The organism is Gardnerella massiliensis (assembly GCF_003408845.1).
In the GTDB taxonomy this organism is placed as follows: domain Bacteria; phylum Actinomycetota; class Actinomycetes; order Actinomycetales; family Bifidobacteriaceae; genus Bifidobacterium; species Bifidobacterium vaginale_H.
In genome coordinates this window covers 547,484-568,341 of sequence record NZ_LRTV01000001.1, presented here as the reverse complement: position 1 = coordinate 568,341, position 20,858 = coordinate 547,484, and the positions used below count along the sequence as shown (strand labels likewise).

Below are 20,858 nucleotides of genomic sequence, written 5' to 3'. Positions count from 1 at the left end.
GACGAAGGCAGGGCAGAGTTGTGTGGTGGTTTATTGGGATTTTGTTGTGGCCGGAGCGTTATTCGTTGAACACGTCTGAGTGCGTTCCCGTGCGAGATGCTGTTAGAACAAGCTCGTTTTCCTTAATTATGTAAATCAATAGCCAGTCTGATTTTACATGGCATTCGCGGAAGCCTAAATATTTTCCTTTAAGAGGATGATCTTGGTACGATTCGTCAAGAATCTCTTCGTTGCGCAATTTTTCTAGTATTGCATTAACAAGTCGAGTGTCATAACCGCGTTTTCTGATTCGCTTCATGTCTTTTTTGAACTGTGAAGTGTATGTTAAAGTAAGCATGATTAGTCTTCCTTAAAAATGTCATCCATCATCTCGGATACTGAGTCATAGCGTTTTGCTGGAATTTTCCCGGATAAAATATCATTTGCTTCCTTAAACGCGGCGATTGTTTCTTTATTGTATTTTGGCTGCTTTAAGTCGAATGGGAGTCCTTCTACCATAAGCGACTTGTGTAAGAACATGTTGATTGCGTCGCTGAGAGTTATGCCGAAGCTGGCGAATAATTCTTCTGCCTGCGCTTTAACTTCCTTGGTGACGCGCACGTTGATGCTTGCGGTTTTCGCTGTAGTCTTTGATTTCGTTGCGGTTGCGGTTGCGGTTGCGCTGATTGCCATAATATGCTTCCTTACTAGTTTTTAGTTATATGTACTCGGATTTTCGTATCACTTAGTATTTAGTATTTAGTATTTTGCACTTAAGTAAATGTTAAATACGTTTGTTATTACATTCTACAATGTGTTGCACTGTTATATAATATGCTATAAACGTTTTACACTGTATTACAATTGTATTGCGTTTGCTGTGCGTTTACGTTTACTGTGCAACTTACATAAAATTCAAAGTTTTTGACGTCTGCGTTAAAAACTTTTAGATTTTGATGACTTTTTGACGTCTGCGTTAAAAACTTTGTTGCTATTGCAGATTGCGTTCTGCGTTATTGTCTCTGGTTGGCAATCTTCGGACACTGGTGCAGATGAGTGACTGCGCGAGTAACGAAAAAACGGGATTATACGTTACTAACGCAGTACGCAGACTGCGCGAGTAACGAAAAAACGGGATTATACGTTACTAACGCAGTACGCAGACTGCGCGAGTAACGAAAAAACGGGATTATACGTTACTAACGCAGTACGCAAACTGCGCGAGTAACGAAAAACGGTAAACTCGTGCGAGCTTACCGTTTTTTGGAACATTTGCGGGAGTTTTTTCTCCGGCAAATGTTGCTATTTTGGCCTTTTTATGGAACATTTGCCGGAAAATTCCCGGCGTTTGTTGCTGTTTTGGCCTTTTATGGAACATTTGCCGGAGTTATAAATCCAATTTACAAATCCAGGAAAAGCCGGTGAATTCGCGTATCGTCGTCAAGCTCCGGGTGGAAGGACGTGCCGATTTGGTTGCCTTGGCGCGCGGCCACCACGTGACCGTCAACAGTTGCAAGCACCTCAGCGTTAGAGCCGACTTCCGCAATATAAGGCGCGCGAATAAACGTCATAGGCACCTTGCCAAGATCGCCAAAATCAGCCTCGCAGTGGAAGCTGCCAAGCTGGCGGCCGTAAGCGTTGCGCTTAACCGTCACATCCAGCGTGCCGAAGCCGTTAACCTCGTTACCTTCCACGTTCTTTGCAAGCAAAATCAAGCCGGCGCAAGTGCCAAGAACCGGCATGCCGCCAGCAATCCTCTCGCGCAAAGGCTCGAGCATATTTTGCTCGCGAAGAAGCTTAGCCTGCACTGTGCTCTCGCCACCAGGCAGCACTAGTCGGTCAAAAGACTGCTCCAAATCGCGCGCCTGGCGAAGCTCTATAACCCGCGCGCCAAGCTTTTCCAGCATCAAGCGATGCTCAAGAAAAGCTCCCTGAACAGCTAAAACAGCTACAGTATGAGCGGAATTACCAGTAGTGGAGTTATCAGTATTGATAGGTGAGTTTGACAAAATCACTCGCCTCGCTCAGCCATCAAAAGCTTAATTTCCTGCTCGTTGATGCCAACCATAGCTTCGCCCAAATTCTCGGAAAGCTTGGCGATCAGCTTAGCGTCCTTGTAATTAGTTACAGCCTTAACGATTGCGGCCGCGCGCTTTGCTGGGTCGCCGGACTTAAAGATGCCGGATCCAACGAATACGCCCTCGGCGCCAAGCTGCATCATCAAAGCAGCATCGGCTGGGGTAGCAACGCCACCGGCGGCGAAGTTCACTACAGGAAGCTTGCCGTTTTGCGCAACGTACTTTACGAGTTCGAAAGGCACGCGCAAATTCTTAGCTTCCTCAAAAAGCTCGTCCTCACGCATGCTGGTGAGCTTGCGAATTGCGGAATTCATCATGCGCATGTGGCGCACAGCCTGAATCACGTCGCCAGTGCCCGGCTCACCCTTGGTGCGAATCATGGAAGCGCCTTCGTTAATTCGGCGCAAAGCCTCGCCCAAATCCTTGGCGCCGCACACGAAAGGCACAGCAAAGTCGCGCTTGTTAATATGGTACACGTCGTCGGCTGGGGAAAGCACTTCGCTTTCGTCAATGTAGTCGATCTCAATAGCCTCAAGAACCTGCGCTTCAACGAAGTGACCGATACGGCACTTTGCCATCACAGGAATAGACACAGCCTCTTGAATTCCGTGAATCATAGCTGGGTCGCTCATGCGAGAAACGCCGCCGGCTGCGCGAATATCCGCAGGAATACGCTCCAAAGCCATAACAGCGCAAGCTCCAGAATCCTGAGCAATCTTTGCCTGCTCAGGGGTGGTGACGTCCATAATCACGCCGCCCTTAAGCATTTGAGCCAACTGACGGTTCAAAGCGGTGCGGTCTTCGCCGCTCTTATTTTGCGGATCCGAGGATTCATTCACGGTTGCTGCAGTATTCAAGTTTTCAGACATCATTCCTCGCTTTATTAGATGTATTATGCGCGTTTGCGTACGTTTGCAAGTTTACGTTCTGTTGGAATTTAACCACATTCGTAGGATATACCTAATAAATACTACAACCGCGCGTGCCACAAGTGCGTGTGATTAAAATCATATTCATATTGCGTTCGTATTGTGCCGTATTACGTTAGTACAAATTCTCGTATTTCGTTAGTATAAATTTTTTGTGTTGTGTTAGTACAAATTATTGATGAGTTTTTTGAGGGAATCTACGGTGAGCCTGGTTTGTCAATAGACTACGATTGGTAGGGCTGGCGACTTGTGTCACTATGTAATCAAGCGTCAAGCAATTAAAAAATTTAATAAAACGCAATAAAAAATAACAATTTAATTAAAGATAACAATTTAATATTTCAATGCCATTTAGAAAGGTTTATGGTATGGGTAACACGAAACCCGAGGAAGGCGCGTACAAAGAAAACGACGCGACCGAAACATTCTCTGGTAAGGCTCAGCGCGAAGCACAAAATGGTGCGTCTAAAGCAAACGCAACAGACGCAGGCCACGTAAGTTCAACGAGTGCAGCTTACGGCGCGAGCACGGACGCTTCACTGAACGATGCTGAAAAATCGTCGCAACCTGCCGCACGACGTAAGCTTGGCAAAGCTTGGATGTTCAGTTTAGCCATTATTACTATCGCGGTGGTTAGTGCAATTTTTGCAACGTTTACCGGCGGCCCGCGTCAATCTACTCCAAACGCAGCAAACACCGTGTCGCACAAAACCGTCACAATCGGACTCAAACTTGCTCCTACGAACCTCGATATTCGCAACCAGTCCGGTTCCTCACTCGACCAGCTGCTTATCGGCAACGTATACGAAGGCTTGGTTGCGCGAAATGCAAAAAACCAAGTTTCTCCATCTCTCGCAAAAAGCTGGGAAGTTAGCAAAAACGGCCTGCGTTACACGTTCCATTTGCGTAAGGGCGCCGCGTTTTCTAACGGTCACAAACTGACGGCAAAGGATGCAGCGTGGTCGTTTAACGAGCTTGTTTCTAAGCAGTATCGCGGCTCGAATATGGTTGGCAAAGTTGAGTCGGCAAAAGCGAAGGACGATTATACTTTCGAGATTACGCTTAAGGAACCTAACGCTAAGCTGCTGTGGGCTTTGTGCAGCCGCTCCGGTTTAGTGTTCGACAGAAACGCTAGTTACGATGCTAAAACGCAGGCGGTTGGTTCCGGTCCGTACTTAATTGACAAGTTCGTGCCGAACGATCGCGTTGTTTTGAAGGCAAATCCGCGCTATAAGGGTATTCATCCTGCTAAAACCAGCAAAATTGTTGTGCGCTACTTTGTGGACGACAACGCTGCTGTTGACGCGCTTTCTTCCGGAGCTGTGCAAGCGTTAGCGCCTATTTCCGGGCAGCTTGCTAAGCCGTTTAAGGATGATACTAAGCGTTACGTTGTGCGAGCTGGGAACGGCACCGATAAATTTGTGCTTGCAATGAACATGAAGGGTGAGCGCACTAAGGATAAGCGTGTGCGTGAGGCGATTCGTTACGCGATTGATCATAAGCAGATTATTGCGTCTCGAGGAGGCACGGATGTGGCACTTGGCGGCCCAATTCCATCTCTCGACCCGGGTTATGAGGATTTGACGAAATTGTATCCGCATGATTTGCGTCGTGCGAAGGCGCTTATGAAAGAAGCCGGCTTCGACGAATCTCATCCGTTGCAACTTTCGCTTACTTATCCGAATATTTACGGTACGCAACTTGGCGATCAATTGCGCTCGCAGCTTAAGCCAGCCGGCATTGATTTGAAAGTGAATGTGGTTGAGTTTACTACTTGGCTGCAGGATGTGTATAAGAATAAGCAGTACGATTTGTCGATGGTCGATCACAATGAAAGCCACGATTTTGGCCAGTGGGCGGATCCTACTTACTACTACGGTTACGACAATAAGCAGGTGCAAGATTTGTACGCTAAGGCAATGCTTAGTGCGTCCGAGAGCGATTCTGCTAAATTGCTTGCTGAGGCTGCACGCATTATTAGCAAGGACGCGCCGGCTGATTGGCTGTTTAATTATCGCGTGGTGACTGCGAAAGTGAAGGCTCTCGAGGGTATGCCGTTCGACATGAATCAGGAGCTTTTGCCGCTTTACAATCTGCGCCTTAGCTAATGTTGGATTTGCTAGTCGCAATCTAGAGACACTGGCGCAGCGCGTAATCTGCGCGAGTGTCTCAAAATCAGCAAAATGGGACACTAACGCAGCGCGTAATCTGCGCTAGTGTCTCAAAATCAGCAAAATGGGACACTGGCGCAGCGCGACGACTGCACTAGTGTCCCAAAATCAGCAAAATGGGACACTAACGCAGCGCGTAATCTGCGCTAGTGTCTGAATTGTATACTTGCGCCGTACTTGCGCTGTGCTTGCGCCGTACTTGCGCTGCACTTGGACTGTAAGCCCATAAAAAGGAGGCGATTTATGTTTCGCATGATATGCCAACGGTTGCTGCTGTTTATTGCAGCCCTGTTTTGCATTTCTGCGGCCGTTTTTCTTGCGCTTCGCGTGCTTCCGGGCGACGTCGCGCAAGTTATGGCTGGTCTTAATTCCCCTCATGGCAAAGTTGAGCAGCTGCGGGCTGAGCTTGGCTTAAATAAGCCGCTTTTTACGCAATATACCGATTGGCTTTTCGGAGTTTTGCGAGGCGATTTCGGCGTATCTATGCTTACCGGTAGGTCCGTAGCAAGCATGATTGCAGCTCGCGCGACTATTACGTTTCCGCTGATTTTGCTAGGCCTCGCTTTTGCGCTTATTCTTGGCATTCCGCTTGGTTGCTGGCAGGTTACGCATGAGGGTAAGGTGCCGCAAGCTGTAGCTCGTTTTACGGCGCTCGCCGCTGGTTCCGTGCCGGCTCTGTGGGGTGGTATGCTGCTGATTTTGCTATTTGGGCGCGGCATTGGCGTTATTAGTTTGCTTCCTACTCAGGGTTTTCCGACTGATGGCTGGAGTGAATGTGGTGAGGCGCTTCTTTCGTTACTGTTGCCGGCGCTTACGGTTGGCATAATCGTAGGTTCTAGCTTTATGCGTTATACTGCTGCCACTCTTGAGCATATTTCGCGCAGTGAGATTGCTTACCAGGCTATGGCTTGCGGCATGACTCGTAGGCGGGTTATGTGGCGTGTTGGTTTGCGTTTGGCGCTTCCTCAACTTGTGTCTGTTATCGGTTTGACTTTTGCTCACATGGTTATGGGCGTGATGGTTATTGAGAACCTGTTTTCGTTACCTGGCATGGGTATGGGTATGGTGCGTGACGTTGGTTTGCGTGATTTGATTGCGGTTCAGGGGGAGCTGTTCATGCTTGCTGCGCTGTTTTTGTTTGTTGGGTTGTTGGTTGATATAGTGCATCGTGCGTTGGATCCGCGTTTGTCGCAGCAGGTATATGACTGAATGTTGTCGTCTCGTGTGTTGGTAGAAGTTGGCAAATGTTGGTAAGAAGGTGACTTATATGCGTCATTTGTTGCGTTTGTTGCAAAGTGTGTGGCGCGCTGCTTTTGGGAAATTTGTGTGCGTGGTGCTTGCGTTGTGGATTGCTATTGCCGCAATTTCGCTATTTTGGACGCCTTATCCACTTCTGAAAACAAACGGGTACGAGGTATGGCAGAAGCCGTCTTGGAAGCACTGGCTTGGTACGGATGGTACTGGTTCGGATATGCTCAGTTGGCTTATGGCTGGTTCTCGCGTTGAGCTGTTGCTGGTACTGTGTACGGTGCTGATTGCGTCTGCTATTGGTGCTTGCTTATTAAGTGTGATGATTGCGCGTTCGCAATTCGTGAGTGCGATAAGTGTTATGGCGGTAGATGCGCTAATTTCTATTCCTACGGTGCTGATTGCTCTTATGCTGGCTGTGCCGCTTGGTGCGAGTGTGGTTGTGATTATGCTTGCGTGCGGGGTTGGTTACGGGCTTAATTTGGCGCGTATTGTGCGCCCAAGTGCGCAACTAGTGTTGCAATCCGATTACGTAACTTTTGCAATTTCGCAAGGTTCGAGAAGAAGCTACGTGCTTTTTCGTCACGTATTTCCTAATATTATGCCGATTGCGATGGTGCAACTTTCGCTTTCTGCGGGAACGGTAATTTTAGCGGAAAGTGGTTTAACGTACTTGGGCGTAGGTGTGCCTTCGGGAGTACCGAGTTGGGGACGCGTGTTGGCGACGTCGGTGACGCTTATTCACGTCAATCCTTTGGCTGTGGTTTGGCCTGGACTCATAGTAACGGTGGTGGTTGTTGCTCTCAATCTTTTTGGAGATGTGATACGTGAAGTTACCAACCCGTCGCTAGGAAAACAAGTAAAGTAGGCAGGATATGAGTTTAGATATACGAAATTTGTCGTTAAGCCTTGGTGATACTCGTATTCTTAACAACGTGTCGTTGAGTGTTGCGGATGGTGAGCGCGTTGGTTTGGTGGGGTCTTCTGGTTCTGGAAAATCCATGCTACTTCGTGCCGCTACGGGTTTGTTGCCGTCGTCTGCTCATATTACTGGTTCGTGTAAGCTTGGCGAAACGCAGACGGTTGGTGCTTCGGATGATTTGTTGGCGCGCCTTCGCGGTAAATACGTGGGAGTGGTATTTCAGCAGGCAAATCGTGCGCTTAATCCTATGTTGAGTGTTGAAGAGCAGATTTCACTGCCGTTGCGTTTGCATTATCAGCTTGATCCGCAAGACGTCCATCGTCGTGTGTGCCTTATGCTTGAAAAGGTTGGGTTGGCGAGCAAACTTGCGTCTCAGCGTACTTTTGAACTTTCGGGTGGCCAGCAGCAGCGAGTTGGTATTGCGACGGCATTAATTACGTCTCCTCGGCTTATTCTCGCAGATGAGCCTACTACAGCACTCGACTCCGTAACTCAACGCGATGTGGTAGATATGTTGACTTCGCTTGTTGACGATATGGGTGCGTCTATGCTGTTCGTAACGCACGATTTTTCAGTGTTATCTCGCGCAGCTCAACGTTGCTATGTGCTTGATTCGGGTCGATTGGTCGATAGTGCGGATGTGCAAGATTTGTTGAAAAATCCGCAAGTTGCCTCAACAAAGCAACTTGTTGAAGCTGCTAGAAAGCTTACGTTACGTGTAACACAATGCGATACGTTTGGTAGCGAAAAACGTTACGAAAATAGTAGCGAAAATAGTAACGAAAAACGTTACGAAAATAACGAAAGTTACGAAAATAACGAAAATAGTAACGAAAGTAGTGAAATCTTACTTTCTGCAAAAAATATTCACGTAACACTTGGTCACGAAAGAAATCGTACCGAAATACTCAAAGGTGTAGATTTAAGCCTACGAGTTGGCGAATCGTTAGCAATTATAGGCGGTTCCGGAAGCGGCAAAACAACACTTATTCGCGCAATCTTAGGTCTTCAAAAGATTAGCGAAGGAAGCGTTAGTTACGACGGGAAAATAGTAAATTCTGCTGAATCTTCTGCTGATTTTTCTGCAAAATCTTCTGCAAAATCTTCTGCAAATATTCGAAAAGAAACCGCTATAGTTTTTCAACACCCATTTGCTGCGCTCGACCCGCGTTGGACTGTGCGCTCAAGCGTCGCAGAACCGCTTAATATTTGGAAAAAATCGCTTCAATTAGACGACGCAACTATTAATAAGCGAGTTGACGACGTGCTAAAACTAGTTGGCTTAAATCCAAATGATTTTGCGGAAAAATACCCTCACGAACTTTCTGGCGGACAAGCCCAATGCGTAGCAATCGCCCGCGCACTCATCAACAATCCGCGCGTTTTAGTTGCAGACGAGCCAATGAGCGCAATTGACGTTGCTGAGCGCACTCGTATTCTCGACGCTTTTGCTGCTATTCGAAAAGATCGCCCAAAAATGTCCTGCATTTTCGTAAGCCACGATTTGGGTATGATCCAGCATTTAGCAGAGCGCGTTATTGTTCTTAAAGAAGGGAAAATTGTTGAATCTGGAAGCGTAGCCGACGTGCTTGACCACCCGCAAAAAGATTACACACGCGCACTTATACAAGCGTCAATGCTCTAAACCAATGCTCTAAACTCAATCTTCCCAACTTATTTGACGCGTACCGTCTAATATAGAGAGTGAAAACGTAATAGGAACGCAACAGTAAGTGAGGGATAGATTATGAGTGAGCGTGCGGTTTCGCATCCGCGTCCGGAAAGTTTTGAACTTGATCATACAAAAGTAAAGGCACCTTACGTGCGTTATATTGATACGCAACACGGCCCTCACGGAGATGTAATTTCCAACTACGATATTCGTTTAACTCAGCCTAATGAAGAAGCGATACCAACGGCCGCATTGCACACGATTGAACATACTCTTGCGGTGCTGCTTCGCGAGCGAATTGATGGTTATATTGATTGCTCGCCATTTGGTTGCCGAACCGGATTCCACTTACTTACGTGGGGTGAGCACAGTACTGAAGATGTTGCTCGCGCTTTGAAGGAATCGCTTGAGTTTATTGCATTTAAGGCGACTTGGGATGATGTTCCTGCAACCACTATAGAATCTTGCGGAAATTACCGAGATCATAGCTTATTTGGCGCTCAGCAGTGGTGTAAAGATATTCTTGCGAAAGGAATTAGTTCAGATCCTTTTGAACGTAAGATTGTGTGAAGTAATCTTGGTATAGAGGCTAGCATGAAAGATATAGCATTAAGAAAAGCGACGTTAGGTGACGTGCGCAATATTGAACATATTTACGAAAATGCTCGCAAATTTATGCGCACTACGGGCAATCCGCACCAGTGGGGCAATAGTTTTCCGTTAATGTCAAGTGTTATTGAAGACATTCGTTTGCGGCGGTTCAACTTAATTGTTGACATCGACCCGGATAGCGGCGAAGAACGTATTCTAGCGCAGTTTGCTGTATGCGAGGGGCTTGACGAAGTATACGCACATATCGACGGAGCGTGGCTTGACGACGTGTTGCCGTACGTTACTATTCACCGGCTTGCATCCTCCGGAATTCGTCCAAAAATGGCGACGGAATGCTTGCAATGGACCAAGCAGCACTACAATAACGTGCGTATCGACACGCATCCAGACAATCTTATTATGCAAAAAGTAATTACGCGTGCAGGTTTTAGCCGATGTGGACTGGTTGTTATTCCTGACCGAGCGCATAGTGCGACGCGTATTGCTTACCAATGGATGCGCTCTTGCAACCATGTGATGCAATAAATAGACGGTACCAAGCGTACGCGTACTGCTTCTACTATCTACAGCTATTTACTACTATTTACTACTATCCACTACTATTTACTACTATAAAATTACGTAATAAGTAAAGCGTAATAACGAGCACAAGTAACAGGTGAGTGATGAATACAAACGATATTGCAACAATGTTGGCGGAAAACTATGCTCGCGCTTTACGGCTATACCCAGGGCAGGTAATTGTTGATTTGCGTGCGCTCCGCGACAATATGCGCATGCTGGTTTCGCGAGTTGGGCAAGATGTGGAACCAGGGCAACACGCTCCAGAAGTAATGGGAGTAGTAAAAGCAGACGCCTACGGACACGGATTATTGCCGTGTGCTTTGGCTGCTTTAGCAGGCGGTGCAACATGGCTCGGCACAGCGCAACCATACGAAGCGTTACGTTTGCGCAAAGCTGGCATCAGTGAGAGTCGTTGCCATATTCTTACGTGGCTTACCAGCGCACCAACCACGCCTTTTGCTGATCTTATCGACAACAATATCGACATTTCTGTAGGTTCCCTTGACTCTCTTGATGCAGTAGCGCAGGCGGCGCGAGCCTTACATAAACCGGCGCGCGTGCACGTAAAAGTAGACACCGGTTTCGGGCGAAACGGCTTCACTCCAGCAGGCTTTAATAATGCGCTTGCCAAACTCAGCAGCTACGCGCACGAAGGCGTTATAACAGTTGTTGGGCAATGGAGCCATCTGGCCGTGGCAGACTCTCCAGATGTGCCAGAATTTGTGGACGCAACCGATCGACAAATTCAGCAATTCCACGAGTTTACGCACAGAATGTGTGAGGCTGGAGTAGCGCCGCAAATCCGTCATTTAGCCAATACTGCTGCAACGCTCAATCGTCCGGAAATCCGTTTTGAACTTGTGCGTCCTGGCATTGGTTTGTACGGATATGAGCCAGACCCCTCAATGGGGACATCGCAAACGTACGGATTAACTCCAGCAATGACACTTCAAGCCCAACTCGGCACAGTAAAATCAGTGGAAGCAGGGCACGGAATTTCTTACGGACGCACTTACTTAACCCCAGATAACACCAGCACTGCCATTGTGCCACTCGGCTACGCGGACGGCATCGTACGTTCCGCTTCTGGATTCGATATGCAAGGAACACGACATGTCGATAAGCCGGGAGGCCCTGTGCGCGTTGAAACAACGCAAGGTGCGCGCATACTGAATGTGTCGGGGCGCGTATGCATGGACCAGTTCATCGTAGATTTAAAGGGAAATGCGGAAGAACTTGGTGTGCATGAAGGCGATACGGTAACGCTTTTTGGACCTGGGCGAGGAGTAGATTACGCCGAACCGACAGCGGACGATTGGGCCGAGGCTGCCGGCACAATAAGCTACGAAATAATGACTAGTATTGGACCTCGCGTGCCGCGATTGTATCGTAACGCTTACGAAGTGTTGGACGATTGCGATATTGCAAAACTTGACGCTCAAAGCCTGATATGAAATAAATCTTGATATGAAATATGAAAGAGGTTTGCGATGTGCGACGAAGCGATTAGCGACGAAGTAATTAGCGACGAAGTGATTACGTCAGATAACGAAGTCGTTGGCGAATACAGCAAGCACGATACCGAACGCTGGGCTAGTGAACCTCATCACACTCGCGCTCGCACGCCTTTTGAACGAGACCGTGCGCGCATTATTCACTCGTCGGCATTGCGTCGTCTCGGGGCTAAAAGTCAAGTGTTTGTGGCGGGATCGGACGATTTTGCTCGCACGCGGCTTACTCATACGTTGGAAGTGGCGCAAATTGGTAGGCAAATTGCTGCGATGCTAGGTTGCGATCCGGACGTGGTTGACTGCGCCTGCCTTTCGCACGACTTAGGGCATCCTCCTTTTGGACACAATGGTGAGCGTGCGCTCGCTGCAATTGCGGAGGATATTGGCGGTTTTGAAGGCAACGCGCAAACGCTTCGTTTACTTACGCGCTTGGAACCGAAAGTTTTCCGCGAAAACGGTCGTAGTGCCGGAGTAAATCTTACGCGTGCAGCACTTGATGCTGCCGTAAAGTACCCGTGGGGATTAGAAGAAGCTCAAGCTCACGACAAGGGAGAGCGAGACTTAAAATTCTGTGTCTACCCGGACGATCGTGAGGTTTTTGAGTGGTTAAAACGTGGCGCTCCGCACGAAGCAAAACCAATGGAATGTCAAATAATGGATCTTTCTGATGATATTGCTTACAGCGTGCACGATGTTGAAGATGCGATTGTGACGGGCGCTTTCGACCCTGCTTTGGTGGCGGATGCTCACGTAGTGGATCAGGTTATTGACGAAATGCACGCATGGTATGGGAATCAGTGGGATGCTGACAAGCTTTTGGCGGCTTTGGGTCGTTTGCGTTCTCTTAACATGTTCCCTGATTCTTTCGATGGTTCCAGGCGAGCGTTGGCGCAGCTTAAGAATATTACGAGTGCGCTGATTGGACGTTTCGCAAGATCTGTCGAGCATGCCACTCGCGCTTGCTACGGTGACGGTCCACTGGTTCGTTACCGGGCGAATTTGGTGATTCCAGAAGATACTTCGTATGAGATTGTAATGCTAAAAAGTTTGGCAGTGCATTTTGTGATTGAGCCTAGAGAACACGAGTTTTATAGGCGTGAGCAGAAGATTCTGACGGATTTGGTGGAAGTGTTTATGAGTAAGTCGCCACGTGCGCACGATGCTATGGAAGCAGTGTTTATGGGCGATTGGAACGAGTGCAGTAACGATAATGAGCGTTTGCGTGTGGCGATTGATCAGGTGGCAAGTCTTACGGATGGATCAGCTGCTGCGCTTCATGCGGCGTTATGCTAGGCGCCGTATGCTGAGTTAGCTTTTGCTTTTGTTAAGCCAAAATCCTTAGGGGGAGGGGGTTTCGGCGTGTCCTGTTATAAATGGCTTAATAATGCCGAAAATTGGTAATTAAATCCTACTTTAATCTGAAAATTTTTCTGTAAAATCGCAAGAAAAGAATAATTATTTCTGCTCCTTTGTATATTTTTTCTATTTTATTGACTGCTGTATACGGGTATATGGTATATTTTTAGTACTTGATAGTTTTACTTAATTCTCACTCAGGTTTTACTAACAAGCGCGGCTCATCGCCGTAAAACAGAAATGCTAATGCAATATTTCTTCGTGTAGATTGCATGGAGAAAGGGATTTAAGGAACAATATGAATACCAAGTTTACGAAAACTGTTGCCGCCACCGGTCTGACTGTTTCAGCTTTTGTAGCTGTATGTGGTTTTACCAATACTGCGTATGCTGACGATCACAGCGTCGCCAACAACGCTCATGTTGCTCAGAGTTCTAGCTCTTTTAACGATTATTTTAAAGCCAATAAAGACTATGTGGAGGCTTTGGACCCATCTAAGAATAAGAGCGAAGAAGAACTTAAAAATCTTAAGGAATTGGCTCATAAGGCTACTATTAAACGCAACAGCGAAACAAAATTCGCTGAATCTCTCAAGAAAAACGATGCCTACGTAAAGGCCTTGAAAAATGGTGAGAGTGCAGAAAAGCTTAAAGAATTAAAGGAAGCGGCTGTTGCTGCATCCAAGTCTCATGTGGAGGCTGTTAAGCAAGCTGCTGCAAACGGAGTTGGTAAAGTTGGTTCTGTAAATCCTTCAGGTTCAAACGATGAAACAGATTTCAGCGATGATAACGCCATAGAATCTGTTGCTAGAACTGGTATATCTTTTGAAGAATTCAAAAGCACATTTATCACCGGTAAAGGTAAAGATGGTGCAGATAAAAAGATCTCAGCAAAGCAGATTGCAAAGTACAACGATGCTCTAAAGACGTTGCGCCAGCCTTCGGAAGACGTTTATAACAAGAATATTAAAGCAGCTGAAATGATTAGGGATAATAAAGTTCCTTCTACTGAAAGCGAAAAGGAAGCTGCCCGCAAATTCCTTGAAGTTAAAAATGGATTCGGTGATAAGACTTTCTTGCAGTTAACACTTGCTGATACAAAAACTGCTGAAGCTGCTGATAAAGATTTCAATGGTAAATTGTCTAAAGCTGTTAAGGATGCCATTGCTAATTATGGTAAACCAGTTCCTTCCGCTCCAGCTCCTTCTGTTCCAGCTCCTGCGGCTCCTGAAGTAAAGGCACCTGCGGAACCAGAAGCAAATGCACCTGAAAACGCGGCGCCAGAAGCAAATGCACCTGAAAACGCGGCGCCAGAAGCAAATGCACCTGAAAACGCGGCGCCAGAAGCTAAAACCCCTGAAGTTCCTGCAACTCCAGAAGCTCCAGCGGCCGAATCTCCAGCAGAAGTAGAACCAGAAGTGCCGGAAATTTCGGAAGTGCCGGAAATTTCGGAAGCTGAAGAAGCCGAGGATTGGTGGACTGAATTAGTTAAGTATGTTGACACGCCAGAATTCCATGAACTTATTGGCACTATCGAATCCGACTTCACTGCTGAATTAGAGTCTGCTGCCGATTCTAAGTCTGCCGATTCTAAGTCTTCCGATTCGGCTGATTTCGATTTCGATTTCGAGGATTTGGACTTAGATGAGTTGCATTCCTCCCTTGAGTCGTTACTTGACGCTGATTTTGACGCGTTGCTCGCAGAGTAACATCGAGCGGTTCCGTCCGCTTGTCATCTTCAGTTAATAATTTCAACACAACTTCATATGTACTTTCTCCTTGGCCTTGCGCGCTTGCTTTTGCTTGCACGTAAGGCCTCTTCTTTATACGGGCTTAACTACAGGGGTTTGTGATTAGAAACGCGTGCGGGTGCTTCTCGCGTTTGAAGCGGAATAATAGTGTCGCCTTCTGTACTCACAAGTGTCACGCTCGCCGCCGGTTTGCGATAAGCTAGATATCATGGTTGGAATGATTGTGAAAGAAGATATTGAGCGCGTGCGCGCCGTGGCAGACTTATACGATATTGTGTCCGCAACGGTGACGCTCAAACCTTCCGGAACCGGCACTTTCGTAGGACTTTGCCCATTCCACGATGAAAAAACACCAAGCTTTAGTGTGCGTCCAAGTTTAGGCGTGTGGCATTGTTTCGGTTGCGGCGCCGGCGGCGACGTTTTTAAGTACGTGGAGCAGAAAGAAAATATTGATTTCCGCGAAGCTGTAGAATTTTTGGCGGATCGATACCATATTGAAATGCACTACAAGCAATCGCAGGATGGTGACGCACAAACTCACGCCGGATCTAAACGTGCTAGATTGCTTGCAGCAAACGAAGAAGCACAAAAGTTTTTTGTTTCGCAACTCAATACCAAAGAAGCAGCTCCCGCTCGCGACCTTCTTGCAGGACGCAACTTTACTCCGGAACAAAGTGCGCATTTCGCATGCGGTTACGCACCTCAAGGATGGGATAATTTAGTCCGATATCTTGCAAATAAAGGCTTTACGCGTCAAGAGTTGCTCGATGCTGGTCTTGCTCGCCTTGGCCAGCGCGGTATTTACGATTACTTCCGAGGGCGTTTAACGTGGCCGATTCGCGATTCAACAGGCCGAACTCTCGGCTTTGGCGCTCGCAAACTATACGACGACGATACTATTAGCGCAAAATATATTAACACTCCCGACACTGCACTGTATCGCAAAACGCAAGTGTTATATGGAATCGACTTAGCGAAAGCAAATATTGTAAAAAAGCGCCAAGTTGTAATTGTTGAAGGCTACACGGATGTTATGGCGTGCCATGTGGCGGGCGTCGATACGGCAGTAGCCACATGTGGTACGGCTTTTGGCGTGGAACATGCGAAAATTGTGCGTCGCCTTATTGCGGACGATTCCTTAGGTGCAATTCAGTTGGTTGGTCCGCTGAAAGTTGAAGGACAGTCAGTAAGTTCGCGTATTGTGTTCACTTTTGACGGTGATGCGGCTGGGCAGAAGGCTGCTTTGCACGCTTTTGGTCTTGATTCCACGTTTTTGACACAAACGTTTGTTGCGGTGGCTGATAACAATCTCGATCCGTGTGACTTGCGTATTCAGCGAGGAGATGAGGCTGTGCGTTCGTTAGTTGCGCACGCAAGTCCGCTTTACGATTTTGTTATTGACACGGTAATTAACCGTTTTGATACTTCGTTTACGACCGGCCAAATGGGTGCGGTTAAGGCGGTTGCTCCGCTTATTGCGCAGATTCGTGACCGTTCGTTACTTGATTTGTACACGCGCAAAGCAGTGCGTCGAATTGGAATTGATCTGTCAGTGATGCGTCGCGAAGTAGCAGCGGCTCGCCGTCGTCTGCAAGTTCGTGACGACGACGCTTACGCTTCTCGATATAATTCAGATGCGCTTGGCGGGCAGCAGTTGAGAGATGTTCAATCCTCTGATCAAACCTCTCGCATGGCTTTAGCTCGCAGTGCTGCGCAAAATCAGCATTATTATCGAGTGGACGATGCCGTGTTTATGTGTGAACAGCAGTTTATGGCGCTGCTGTTGCAAGTTCCGCTTGCTTTTGACGAGAAATTATTTGCGCAGCTTACGTTGAATAATTTTATGACGCCTGTGTTCCGCACTTTATTCCAAGCTTTCGTAGCTGCTGGTGGATTGCCGACTGGCAACGTTACGCAAGGTTTATGGCTTCATATAATGACGAAGTCTGCGGGACCTCTGCTTGAGCCGGTTATTACGGAGCTTTCGGTAATGCCGTTACCGCTTCCAGCAGCTTCATCAGCTTCATCAGTTTCAGTAGCTGGCGACGAATATAGTGCGCAATCTCAGCAGTACCAACAGAATCAGCAGGCTGTATCTGGGTCTCCGTCTGATTATGTGCGTAGGGCTACGCCAGCGGAAAGCAAGTATGCTAACGAACTGTTGATTCGTCTGCTCGATATTGGCCTCATGCGGCGCATTGGTGCTGCTCGGGCGCGCATGGCGAAGTTGCAGGATGGGCAAGAAAAGATTACGCTTCTCGGGCAAATTACTGCAATGGAAGCGGCTCGCAAAAACCTTCAGTCGCAAATAATGTAAGTTTCCAACATAAAACAAAAGGCTACGCAATCTAGTTTGGTTGCGTAACCTTTTTGCTTACAAAAATTATTAAGACTCAGTTGCTGAAGTCAATATCGCCGAGCTTCTCAATAAGCTTCATATTCTCGCTGTAATCAACCGGGCAAGAAATTACGTCAACGCCACTTTCCTGCGCCAACGCATCGCGAAGCATATTGTACAAATCCTCCGGCTTCTTAACAGCGTGCCCGCGTGCACCAAAGCTTTCAGCCAATTTTGGCACGTCCGGATTATGGAAGTCCACGTACTCGTGCTCGCCGGCGTGAAGCTCCATCTTCCACTTAATTAAGCCATACGCGTTATCTTCCCAAACCAGCACCACCATACGGCTGCCAACGCGCACAGCTGTCTCAATCTCCTGCACGTTCATCATGAAGCTGCCGTCGCCCATCACAGCCAGCACCGGATTTGCGTTCATTTTGCCGGAATTATCGCGAATGAACGAAGCTCCAACAGCTCCCGGAAGCGTCCAAGCCATAGTCGAAAGGCTGTTGTCGATTATGCAAGTATTCGGGTGCATAGTTGGATACAAGCGCGCCATCCACATTTTCAAAGCACCCGTATCAACCAGCACCTTCGTGCCTTCAGGAACAGCGCGACGAATATCGTAAACTACACGCTGAGGCTTCATTGGCATGCTCTCGTCGTTTTCGCAAGAATGTAATTCTTCCGTAAGCATTTGGCGAATACGCGGGTGACTTACGTCGAAGGTTACGTTGCGCTGCTTTAGCACTTCCGTAAGAGTTTTAAGCGTTTGGCCAATATTTGCCATAATATTCAGCGCAGTAGGGTAGTGTGCGTCGGTATCTTCCACAAAAGTATTGATATGAATAATAGTTTTATCAATATTCGGGTTGATTTTCTTCGGATCGAACTGCTGAATCGAGAAGCCGACGGCAATAATCAAATCAGCCGTGTCAAACGCAAAGTTTTCGTAGTCGCGATGCATAAAACCAACAACTCCGAGCGCATTCGGATGATTATCCGGGAAAACGCCCTTACCTTCAAAAGTAGTAGCAACTGGCACGTTAAGCTGCTCAGCAAATGCAAGAAGCTGATTTTCTGCGTGAGAGCGCGCAACGCCGTTTCCAGCCAAAATAATAGGCTGTTTTGCTTTGCTAATAATTTTCGCTGCTTCTTCAATGGTGTCCGGAGCAGGCATAATGTGCAGCGGATGCGGCAGTGGAAGTGGCTTTGCGTCGGCTGGCGCAGGCATTTCGCTAATATCTTCCGGAATCACGAGGCAGGTGGCTCCTGGACGATTGCGGCCCGCAATAGAGAACGCCTTACGAACCATTTCTGGCGCGGAAGCTGGAGCGAGCATCATAGAAGACCATTGCGTAATCGGCTGGAACAGTGCAACCAAATCAATAATTTGGTGAGATTCCTTATACAATCTGGAAACGTTACCTTGCGCACAAATTGCTACAAGTGGGGTAGTGCTTGCGTTTGCTTGAGCCACAGGAAGCGTAAGATTGAGCGCACCAGGGCCAAGAGTTGCCAGGCAGACGCCCGGTTTTCCAGTAATATGAGCGTAAGTTGCCGCCATAAAACCAGCGCCTTGCTCGTGGCGAGTGAGCACAAAACGAATGCGGCCGTCGCGCTCAATTGCCTCAAGAAGTGGAATATTTTCCTCGCCTGGTATGCCGAAAACTACTTCAACTCCTTCATTTACCAAACATTCAACAACTAAATCTGCAGTGTTGCGCTGATGGTTTTCGCGAAGATGCTTCTGTCGCTCAAGTTTTTGTGCAATATTCAGATTTTCTGTTTCTTGTGATTCTGCCATATTTCGCTTCTTGTGTAGTTGTGTAGTTGTGTAGCTATTTAGTTGTGTAGCTATTTAGTTGTGTAGCTACTTATTTATTTAGTTGTGTAGTCAACAAATTCTTTTCTATATGATATACGTATTCTTGTCTTTCGCGACATGCTTATTTGCCGCGCGTGTCACGAAAAAGGGCGGATTTTTGCCTCACGTATTTGCGGCTAAATCTCGGCCTTCATAATGCTCAATACGTTGCTATTGCAACGATTTGGTCGGGAAAATAGGGGCCTTGTGGGAATGGGTTTCTAGTATAATTGAACAAGTTGTATTCGCTGCCGTACGGAGGAATGATGAAGCGCTGGCTACTTAATTTGGTCAAGTGTGAAACCATTCTTATTGTTGCGGCTATTTTAGCGATTATTTCTTGTTTTTTCGTGCCTCCAGACTCTCAATATTTGGGCTACATTCATGTGAACACAATTTCTCAGCTTGTTTGCTTAATGATGGTTGTGTGTGGCTTCCAGCGTATTGGCGTATTTCGTTCGATTGGCGCGCGACTTTTGCGGCATGTGCGCACGGAGCGCGGGCTTGTGCTTGTACTTATGTCGCTCACGTTTTTCTCTGCAATGTGGATTACGAACGACGTTGCGTTGGTTACGTTTGTGCCGTTTGCGCTATCCGTGTTAGTGATGGCAAATGCTGAAAAACAAGCGATTCTTGTGATAACGCTGATGACCATCGGCGCCAATGTTGGCAGTATGCTCACTCCTATTGGTAACGCGCATAATCTGTACTTAAAAGCGTTGACGCACATGTCGACGCAGGATTTTCTGAAGATTATGGCACCGTACACTGTTACTGCTGCAGTGTTGATGGTTGCGTTTGCTTTCGTTTTCTTTAAGTCGCGTAAAGTTGATCAGTTTGCGGGATTGCAAGGGGACGATATTGAGCAGAGTGTGCTGGCCCCTTCGCATGGCCATCCGCAGCCGGATGAGATTCGTGTGATGGGCTACGGCATGAGTTTTACGCGTTGGCGCGTGGTTGTGTATAGCCTGCTGTTTGTGGTGTGCTTGTGCGGCGTAAGTGGTTGGATTCCGGACTGGCTGATGCTGGTGATTATGGTGGTTGCTTTTCTGATCTGCGATCGCCACGTGTTCCGTGTGCTCGACTGGGCGTTGCCGCTTACGTTTATTATGTTCTTCATTTTTATTGGTAATATGCGTCGCGTGCCAGGTTTTAGCGATCTTGCGCAAATGTGGGTTGGTACGCATCCGATGGAAGTTTCTGTGGCTTCGAGCCAGTTTATTAGTAACGTGCCGACGACGATTTTGCTTTCTGGATTCTGTGATCAGTGGAAGATGCTGATTATTGGTACGAACCTTGGTGGCATGGGTACGTTGATTGCGTCTATGGCTTCGCTTATTTCCTACAAGGGTATTACGCATCAGTATGCTGAGCATAAGGGACGCTATTTGCTTACGTATACGATTGTAAACGTGTTCTTCCTTGCGGTGTTAATGTCGCTTGCGTGGATTATTGAGTAGCGTTTGTTTTGATAGCGTTTGTTGGTAGCGTTTGTTGCGCTGAATAAATGTTGATTTGTTTTACTTAAATAAGTGTTATTTGTGGATTGTATGGTGCGTTATAGGCGCGTTGATAGTGCCGTTTTGGTATAATGACCATTTGTTTGCCTCTGTAGCTCAAAGGATAGAGCAACGGCCTTCTAATCCGTTGGTTGCGCGTTCGAGTCGCGTCGGGGGCACTTTTACCAAGCCCGAAATTATTAGAATTTCGGGCTTTTTAAAAGTGCCGAGCTTGCTTAGGGTTGAAAGCACGGTGTGCTTTCAACGCAAGCTCGGTAGCGAGCGCTTAAAGCGCGAGCACCACACAATCCAAGCCATCCAAACGCGCGAGCGTTATTTCCTTTACGCAGCTGTAAAGTAAT

16 protein-coding genes and 1 tRNA gene are annotated in these 20,858 nt (G+C 47.4%); 12 read left to right on the top strand and 5 right to left on the bottom strand.

Annotation, left to right across the window (positions count from 1 at the left end; translation table 11 throughout):
* Positions 1–58: 58 nt before the first annotated feature.
* The 4 genes from AXE77_RS02245 to pdxS form a co-directional block, all read right to left on the bottom strand.
* Positions 59–337 carry a type II toxin-antitoxin system YafQ family toxin gene (locus AXE77_RS02245; protein ID WP_116711919.1) on the bottom strand — a complete coding sequence of 93 codons (279 nt, stop codon included), beginning with the start codon at positions 335–337 and terminating at the stop codon, positions 59–61.
* A 2-nt stretch (positions 338–339) separates the two neighbouring features.
* The gene (locus AXE77_RS02240) at positions 340–672 is read right to left on the bottom strand and encodes a type II toxin-antitoxin system RelB/DinJ family antitoxin (protein ID WP_116711918.1); all 333 of its coding nucleotides are present in this window, start codon (positions 670–672) and stop codon (positions 340–342) included.
* A 707-nt stretch (positions 673–1,379) separates the two neighbouring features.
* Positions 1,380–1,994, bottom strand: a complete 615-nt coding sequence (pdxT, locus tag AXE77_RS02235) for a pyridoxal 5'-phosphate synthase glutaminase subunit PdxT (RefSeq protein ID WP_205727511.1) — start codon at positions 1,992–1,994, stop codon at positions 1,380–1,382.
* On the bottom strand, positions 1,991–2,824 hold the full coding sequence (gene pdxS / locus AXE77_RS02230; protein ID WP_240612637.1) for a pyridoxal 5'-phosphate synthase lyase subunit PdxS: 834 nt from the start codon (positions 2,822–2,824) through the stop codon (positions 1,991–1,993). Before pdxS ends, pdxT begins: the two co-directional genes overlap by 4 nt.
* Before the next feature lie 530 nt (positions 2,825–3,354).
* Between pdxS and AXE77_RS02225 the strand changes: the two genes are divergently transcribed.
* From AXE77_RS02225 to dnaG, 10 genes are all read left to right on the top strand, one after another.
* Positions 3,355–5,094, top strand: coding sequence for an ABC transporter substrate-binding protein (locus AXE77_RS02225; RefSeq protein ID WP_116711916.1), 1,740 nt, complete (start codon positions 3,355–3,357; stop codon positions 5,092–5,094).
* 306 nt (positions 5,095–5,400) lie between these two features.
* Positions 5,401–6,366, top strand: a complete 966-nt coding sequence (locus AXE77_RS02220; RefSeq protein ID WP_116711915.1) for an ABC transporter permease — start codon at positions 5,401–5,403, stop codon at positions 6,364–6,366.
* Between the two features lie 58 nt (positions 6,367–6,424).
* Positions 6,425–7,273: an ABC transporter permease gene (locus AXE77_RS02215; protein ID WP_116711914.1), complete on the top strand. Its 849-nt coding sequence runs from the start codon at positions 6,425–6,427 to the stop codon at positions 7,271–7,273.
* Between the two features lie 7 nt (positions 7,274–7,280).
* Positions 7,281–8,972 carry an ABC transporter ATP-binding protein gene (locus AXE77_RS02210; protein ID WP_116711913.1) on the top strand — a complete coding sequence of 564 codons (1,692 nt, stop codon included), beginning with the start codon at positions 7,281–7,283 and terminating at the stop codon, positions 8,970–8,972.
* Positions 8,973–9,074: 102 nt separating this feature from the next.
* Positions 9,075–9,569 carry an S-ribosylhomocysteine lyase gene (locus AXE77_RS02205; protein WP_116711912.1) on the top strand — a complete coding sequence of 165 codons (495 nt, stop codon included), beginning with the start codon at positions 9,075–9,077 and terminating at the stop codon, positions 9,567–9,569.
* A gap of 24 nt (positions 9,570–9,593) precedes the next feature.
* Positions 9,594–10,136: an N-acetyltransferase gene (locus AXE77_RS02200; RefSeq protein WP_116711911.1), complete on the top strand. Its 543-nt coding sequence runs from the start codon at positions 9,594–9,596 to the stop codon at positions 10,134–10,136.
* Between the two features lie 140 nt (positions 10,137–10,276).
* On the top strand, positions 10,277–11,629 hold the full coding sequence (gene alr / locus AXE77_RS02195; RefSeq protein WP_116711910.1) for an alanine racemase: 1,353 nt from the start codon (positions 10,277–10,279) through the stop codon (positions 11,627–11,629).
* Positions 11,630–11,665: 36 nt separating this feature from the next.
* Complete coding sequence (locus AXE77_RS02190; RefSeq protein WP_430886638.1) at positions 11,666–12,979, top strand: deoxyguanosinetriphosphate triphosphohydrolase; 1,314 nt, start codon at positions 11,666–11,668, stop codon at positions 12,977–12,979.
* Between the two features lie 361 nt (positions 12,980–13,340).
* The gene (locus tag AXE77_RS02185; protein WP_116711909.1) at positions 13,341–14,750 is read left to right on the top strand and encodes a hypothetical protein; all 1,410 of its coding nucleotides are present in this window, start codon (positions 13,341–13,343) and stop codon (positions 14,748–14,750) included.
* Positions 14,751–14,949: 199 nt separating this feature from the next.
* The gene (gene dnaG, locus AXE77_RS02180) at positions 14,950–17,109 is read left to right on the top strand and encodes a DNA primase (RefSeq protein WP_430886645.1); all 2,160 of its coding nucleotides are present in this window, start codon (positions 14,950–14,952) and stop codon (positions 17,107–17,109) included.
* Positions 17,110–17,185: 76 nt separating this feature from the next.
* Here the strand turns inward: dnaG and AXE77_RS02175 are convergent, their stop codons facing one another.
* The gene (locus AXE77_RS02175) at positions 17,186–18,937 is read right to left on the bottom strand and encodes an acetolactate synthase large subunit (RefSeq protein WP_205727510.1); all 1,752 of its coding nucleotides are present in this window, start codon (positions 18,935–18,937) and stop codon (positions 17,186–17,188) included.
* Positions 18,938–19,263: 326 nt separating this feature from the next.
* Here AXE77_RS02175 and AXE77_RS02170 point away from each other — a divergent pair, with 326 nt between their 5' ends.
* A complete protein-coding gene (locus AXE77_RS02170) occupies positions 19,264–20,457 on the top strand; it encodes an SLC13 family permease (RefSeq protein WP_116711907.1) in 1,194 nt (397 codons plus the stop codon).
* A gap of 145 nt (positions 20,458–20,602) precedes the next feature.
* Positions 20,603–20,675 (top strand) — tRNA-Arg (locus AXE77_RS02165).
* Positions 20,676–20,858 lie beyond the last annotated feature (183 nt).

What these genes read in the sequence shown, in the direction of transcription:
- AXE77_RS02215 (WP_116711914.1), top strand. Translation starts at nt 6,425, where the DNA reads ATGCGTCATTTGTTGCGTTTGTTGCAAAGTGTGTGGCGCGCTGCTTTT.
- AXE77_RS02245 (WP_116711919.1), bottom strand. Translation starts at nt 337, where the DNA reads ATGCTTACTTTAACATACACTTCACAGTTCAAAAAAGACATGAAGCGA.
- AXE77_RS02185 (WP_116711909.1), top strand. Translation starts at nt 13,341, where the DNA reads ATGAATACCAAGTTTACGAAAACTGTTGCCGCCACCGGTCTGACTGTT.
- pdxS (WP_240612637.1), bottom strand. Translation starts at nt 2,824, where the DNA reads ATGCTTAAGGGCGGCGTGATTATGGACGTCACCACCCCTGAGCAGGCA.
- AXE77_RS02220 (WP_116711915.1), top strand. Translation starts at nt 5,401, where the DNA reads ATGTTTCGCATGATATGCCAACGGTTGCTGCTGTTTATTGCAGCCCTG.
- alr (WP_116711910.1), top strand. Translation starts at nt 10,277, where the DNA reads ATGAATACAAACGATATTGCAACAATGTTGGCGGAAAACTATGCTCGC.
- AXE77_RS02240 (WP_116711918.1), bottom strand. Translation starts at nt 672, where the DNA reads ATGGCAATCAGCGCAACCGCAACCGCAACCGCAACGAAATCAAAGACT.
- AXE77_RS02205 (WP_116711912.1), top strand. Translation starts at nt 9,075, where the DNA reads ATGAGTGAGCGTGCGGTTTCGCATCCGCGTCCGGAAAGTTTTGAACTT.
- AXE77_RS02175 (WP_205727510.1), bottom strand. Translation starts at nt 18,937, where the DNA reads ATGGCAGAATCACAAGAAACAGAAAATCTGAATATTGCACAAAAACTT.
- AXE77_RS02200 (WP_116711911.1), top strand. Translation starts at nt 9,594, where the DNA reads ATGAAAGATATAGCATTAAGAAAAGCGACGTTAGGTGACGTGCGCAAT.
- AXE77_RS02210 (WP_116711913.1), top strand. Translation starts at nt 7,281, where the DNA reads ATGAGTTTAGATATACGAAATTTGTCGTTAAGCCTTGGTGATACTCGT.
- AXE77_RS02190 (WP_430886638.1), top strand. Translation starts at nt 11,666, where the DNA reads ATGTGCGACGAAGCGATTAGCGACGAAGTAATTAGCGACGAAGTGATT.
- AXE77_RS02170 (WP_116711907.1), top strand. Translation starts at nt 19,264, where the DNA reads ATGAAGCGCTGGCTACTTAATTTGGTCAAGTGTGAAACCATTCTTATT.
- AXE77_RS02225 (WP_116711916.1), top strand. Translation starts at nt 3,355, where the DNA reads ATGGGTAACACGAAACCCGAGGAAGGCGCGTACAAAGAAAACGACGCG.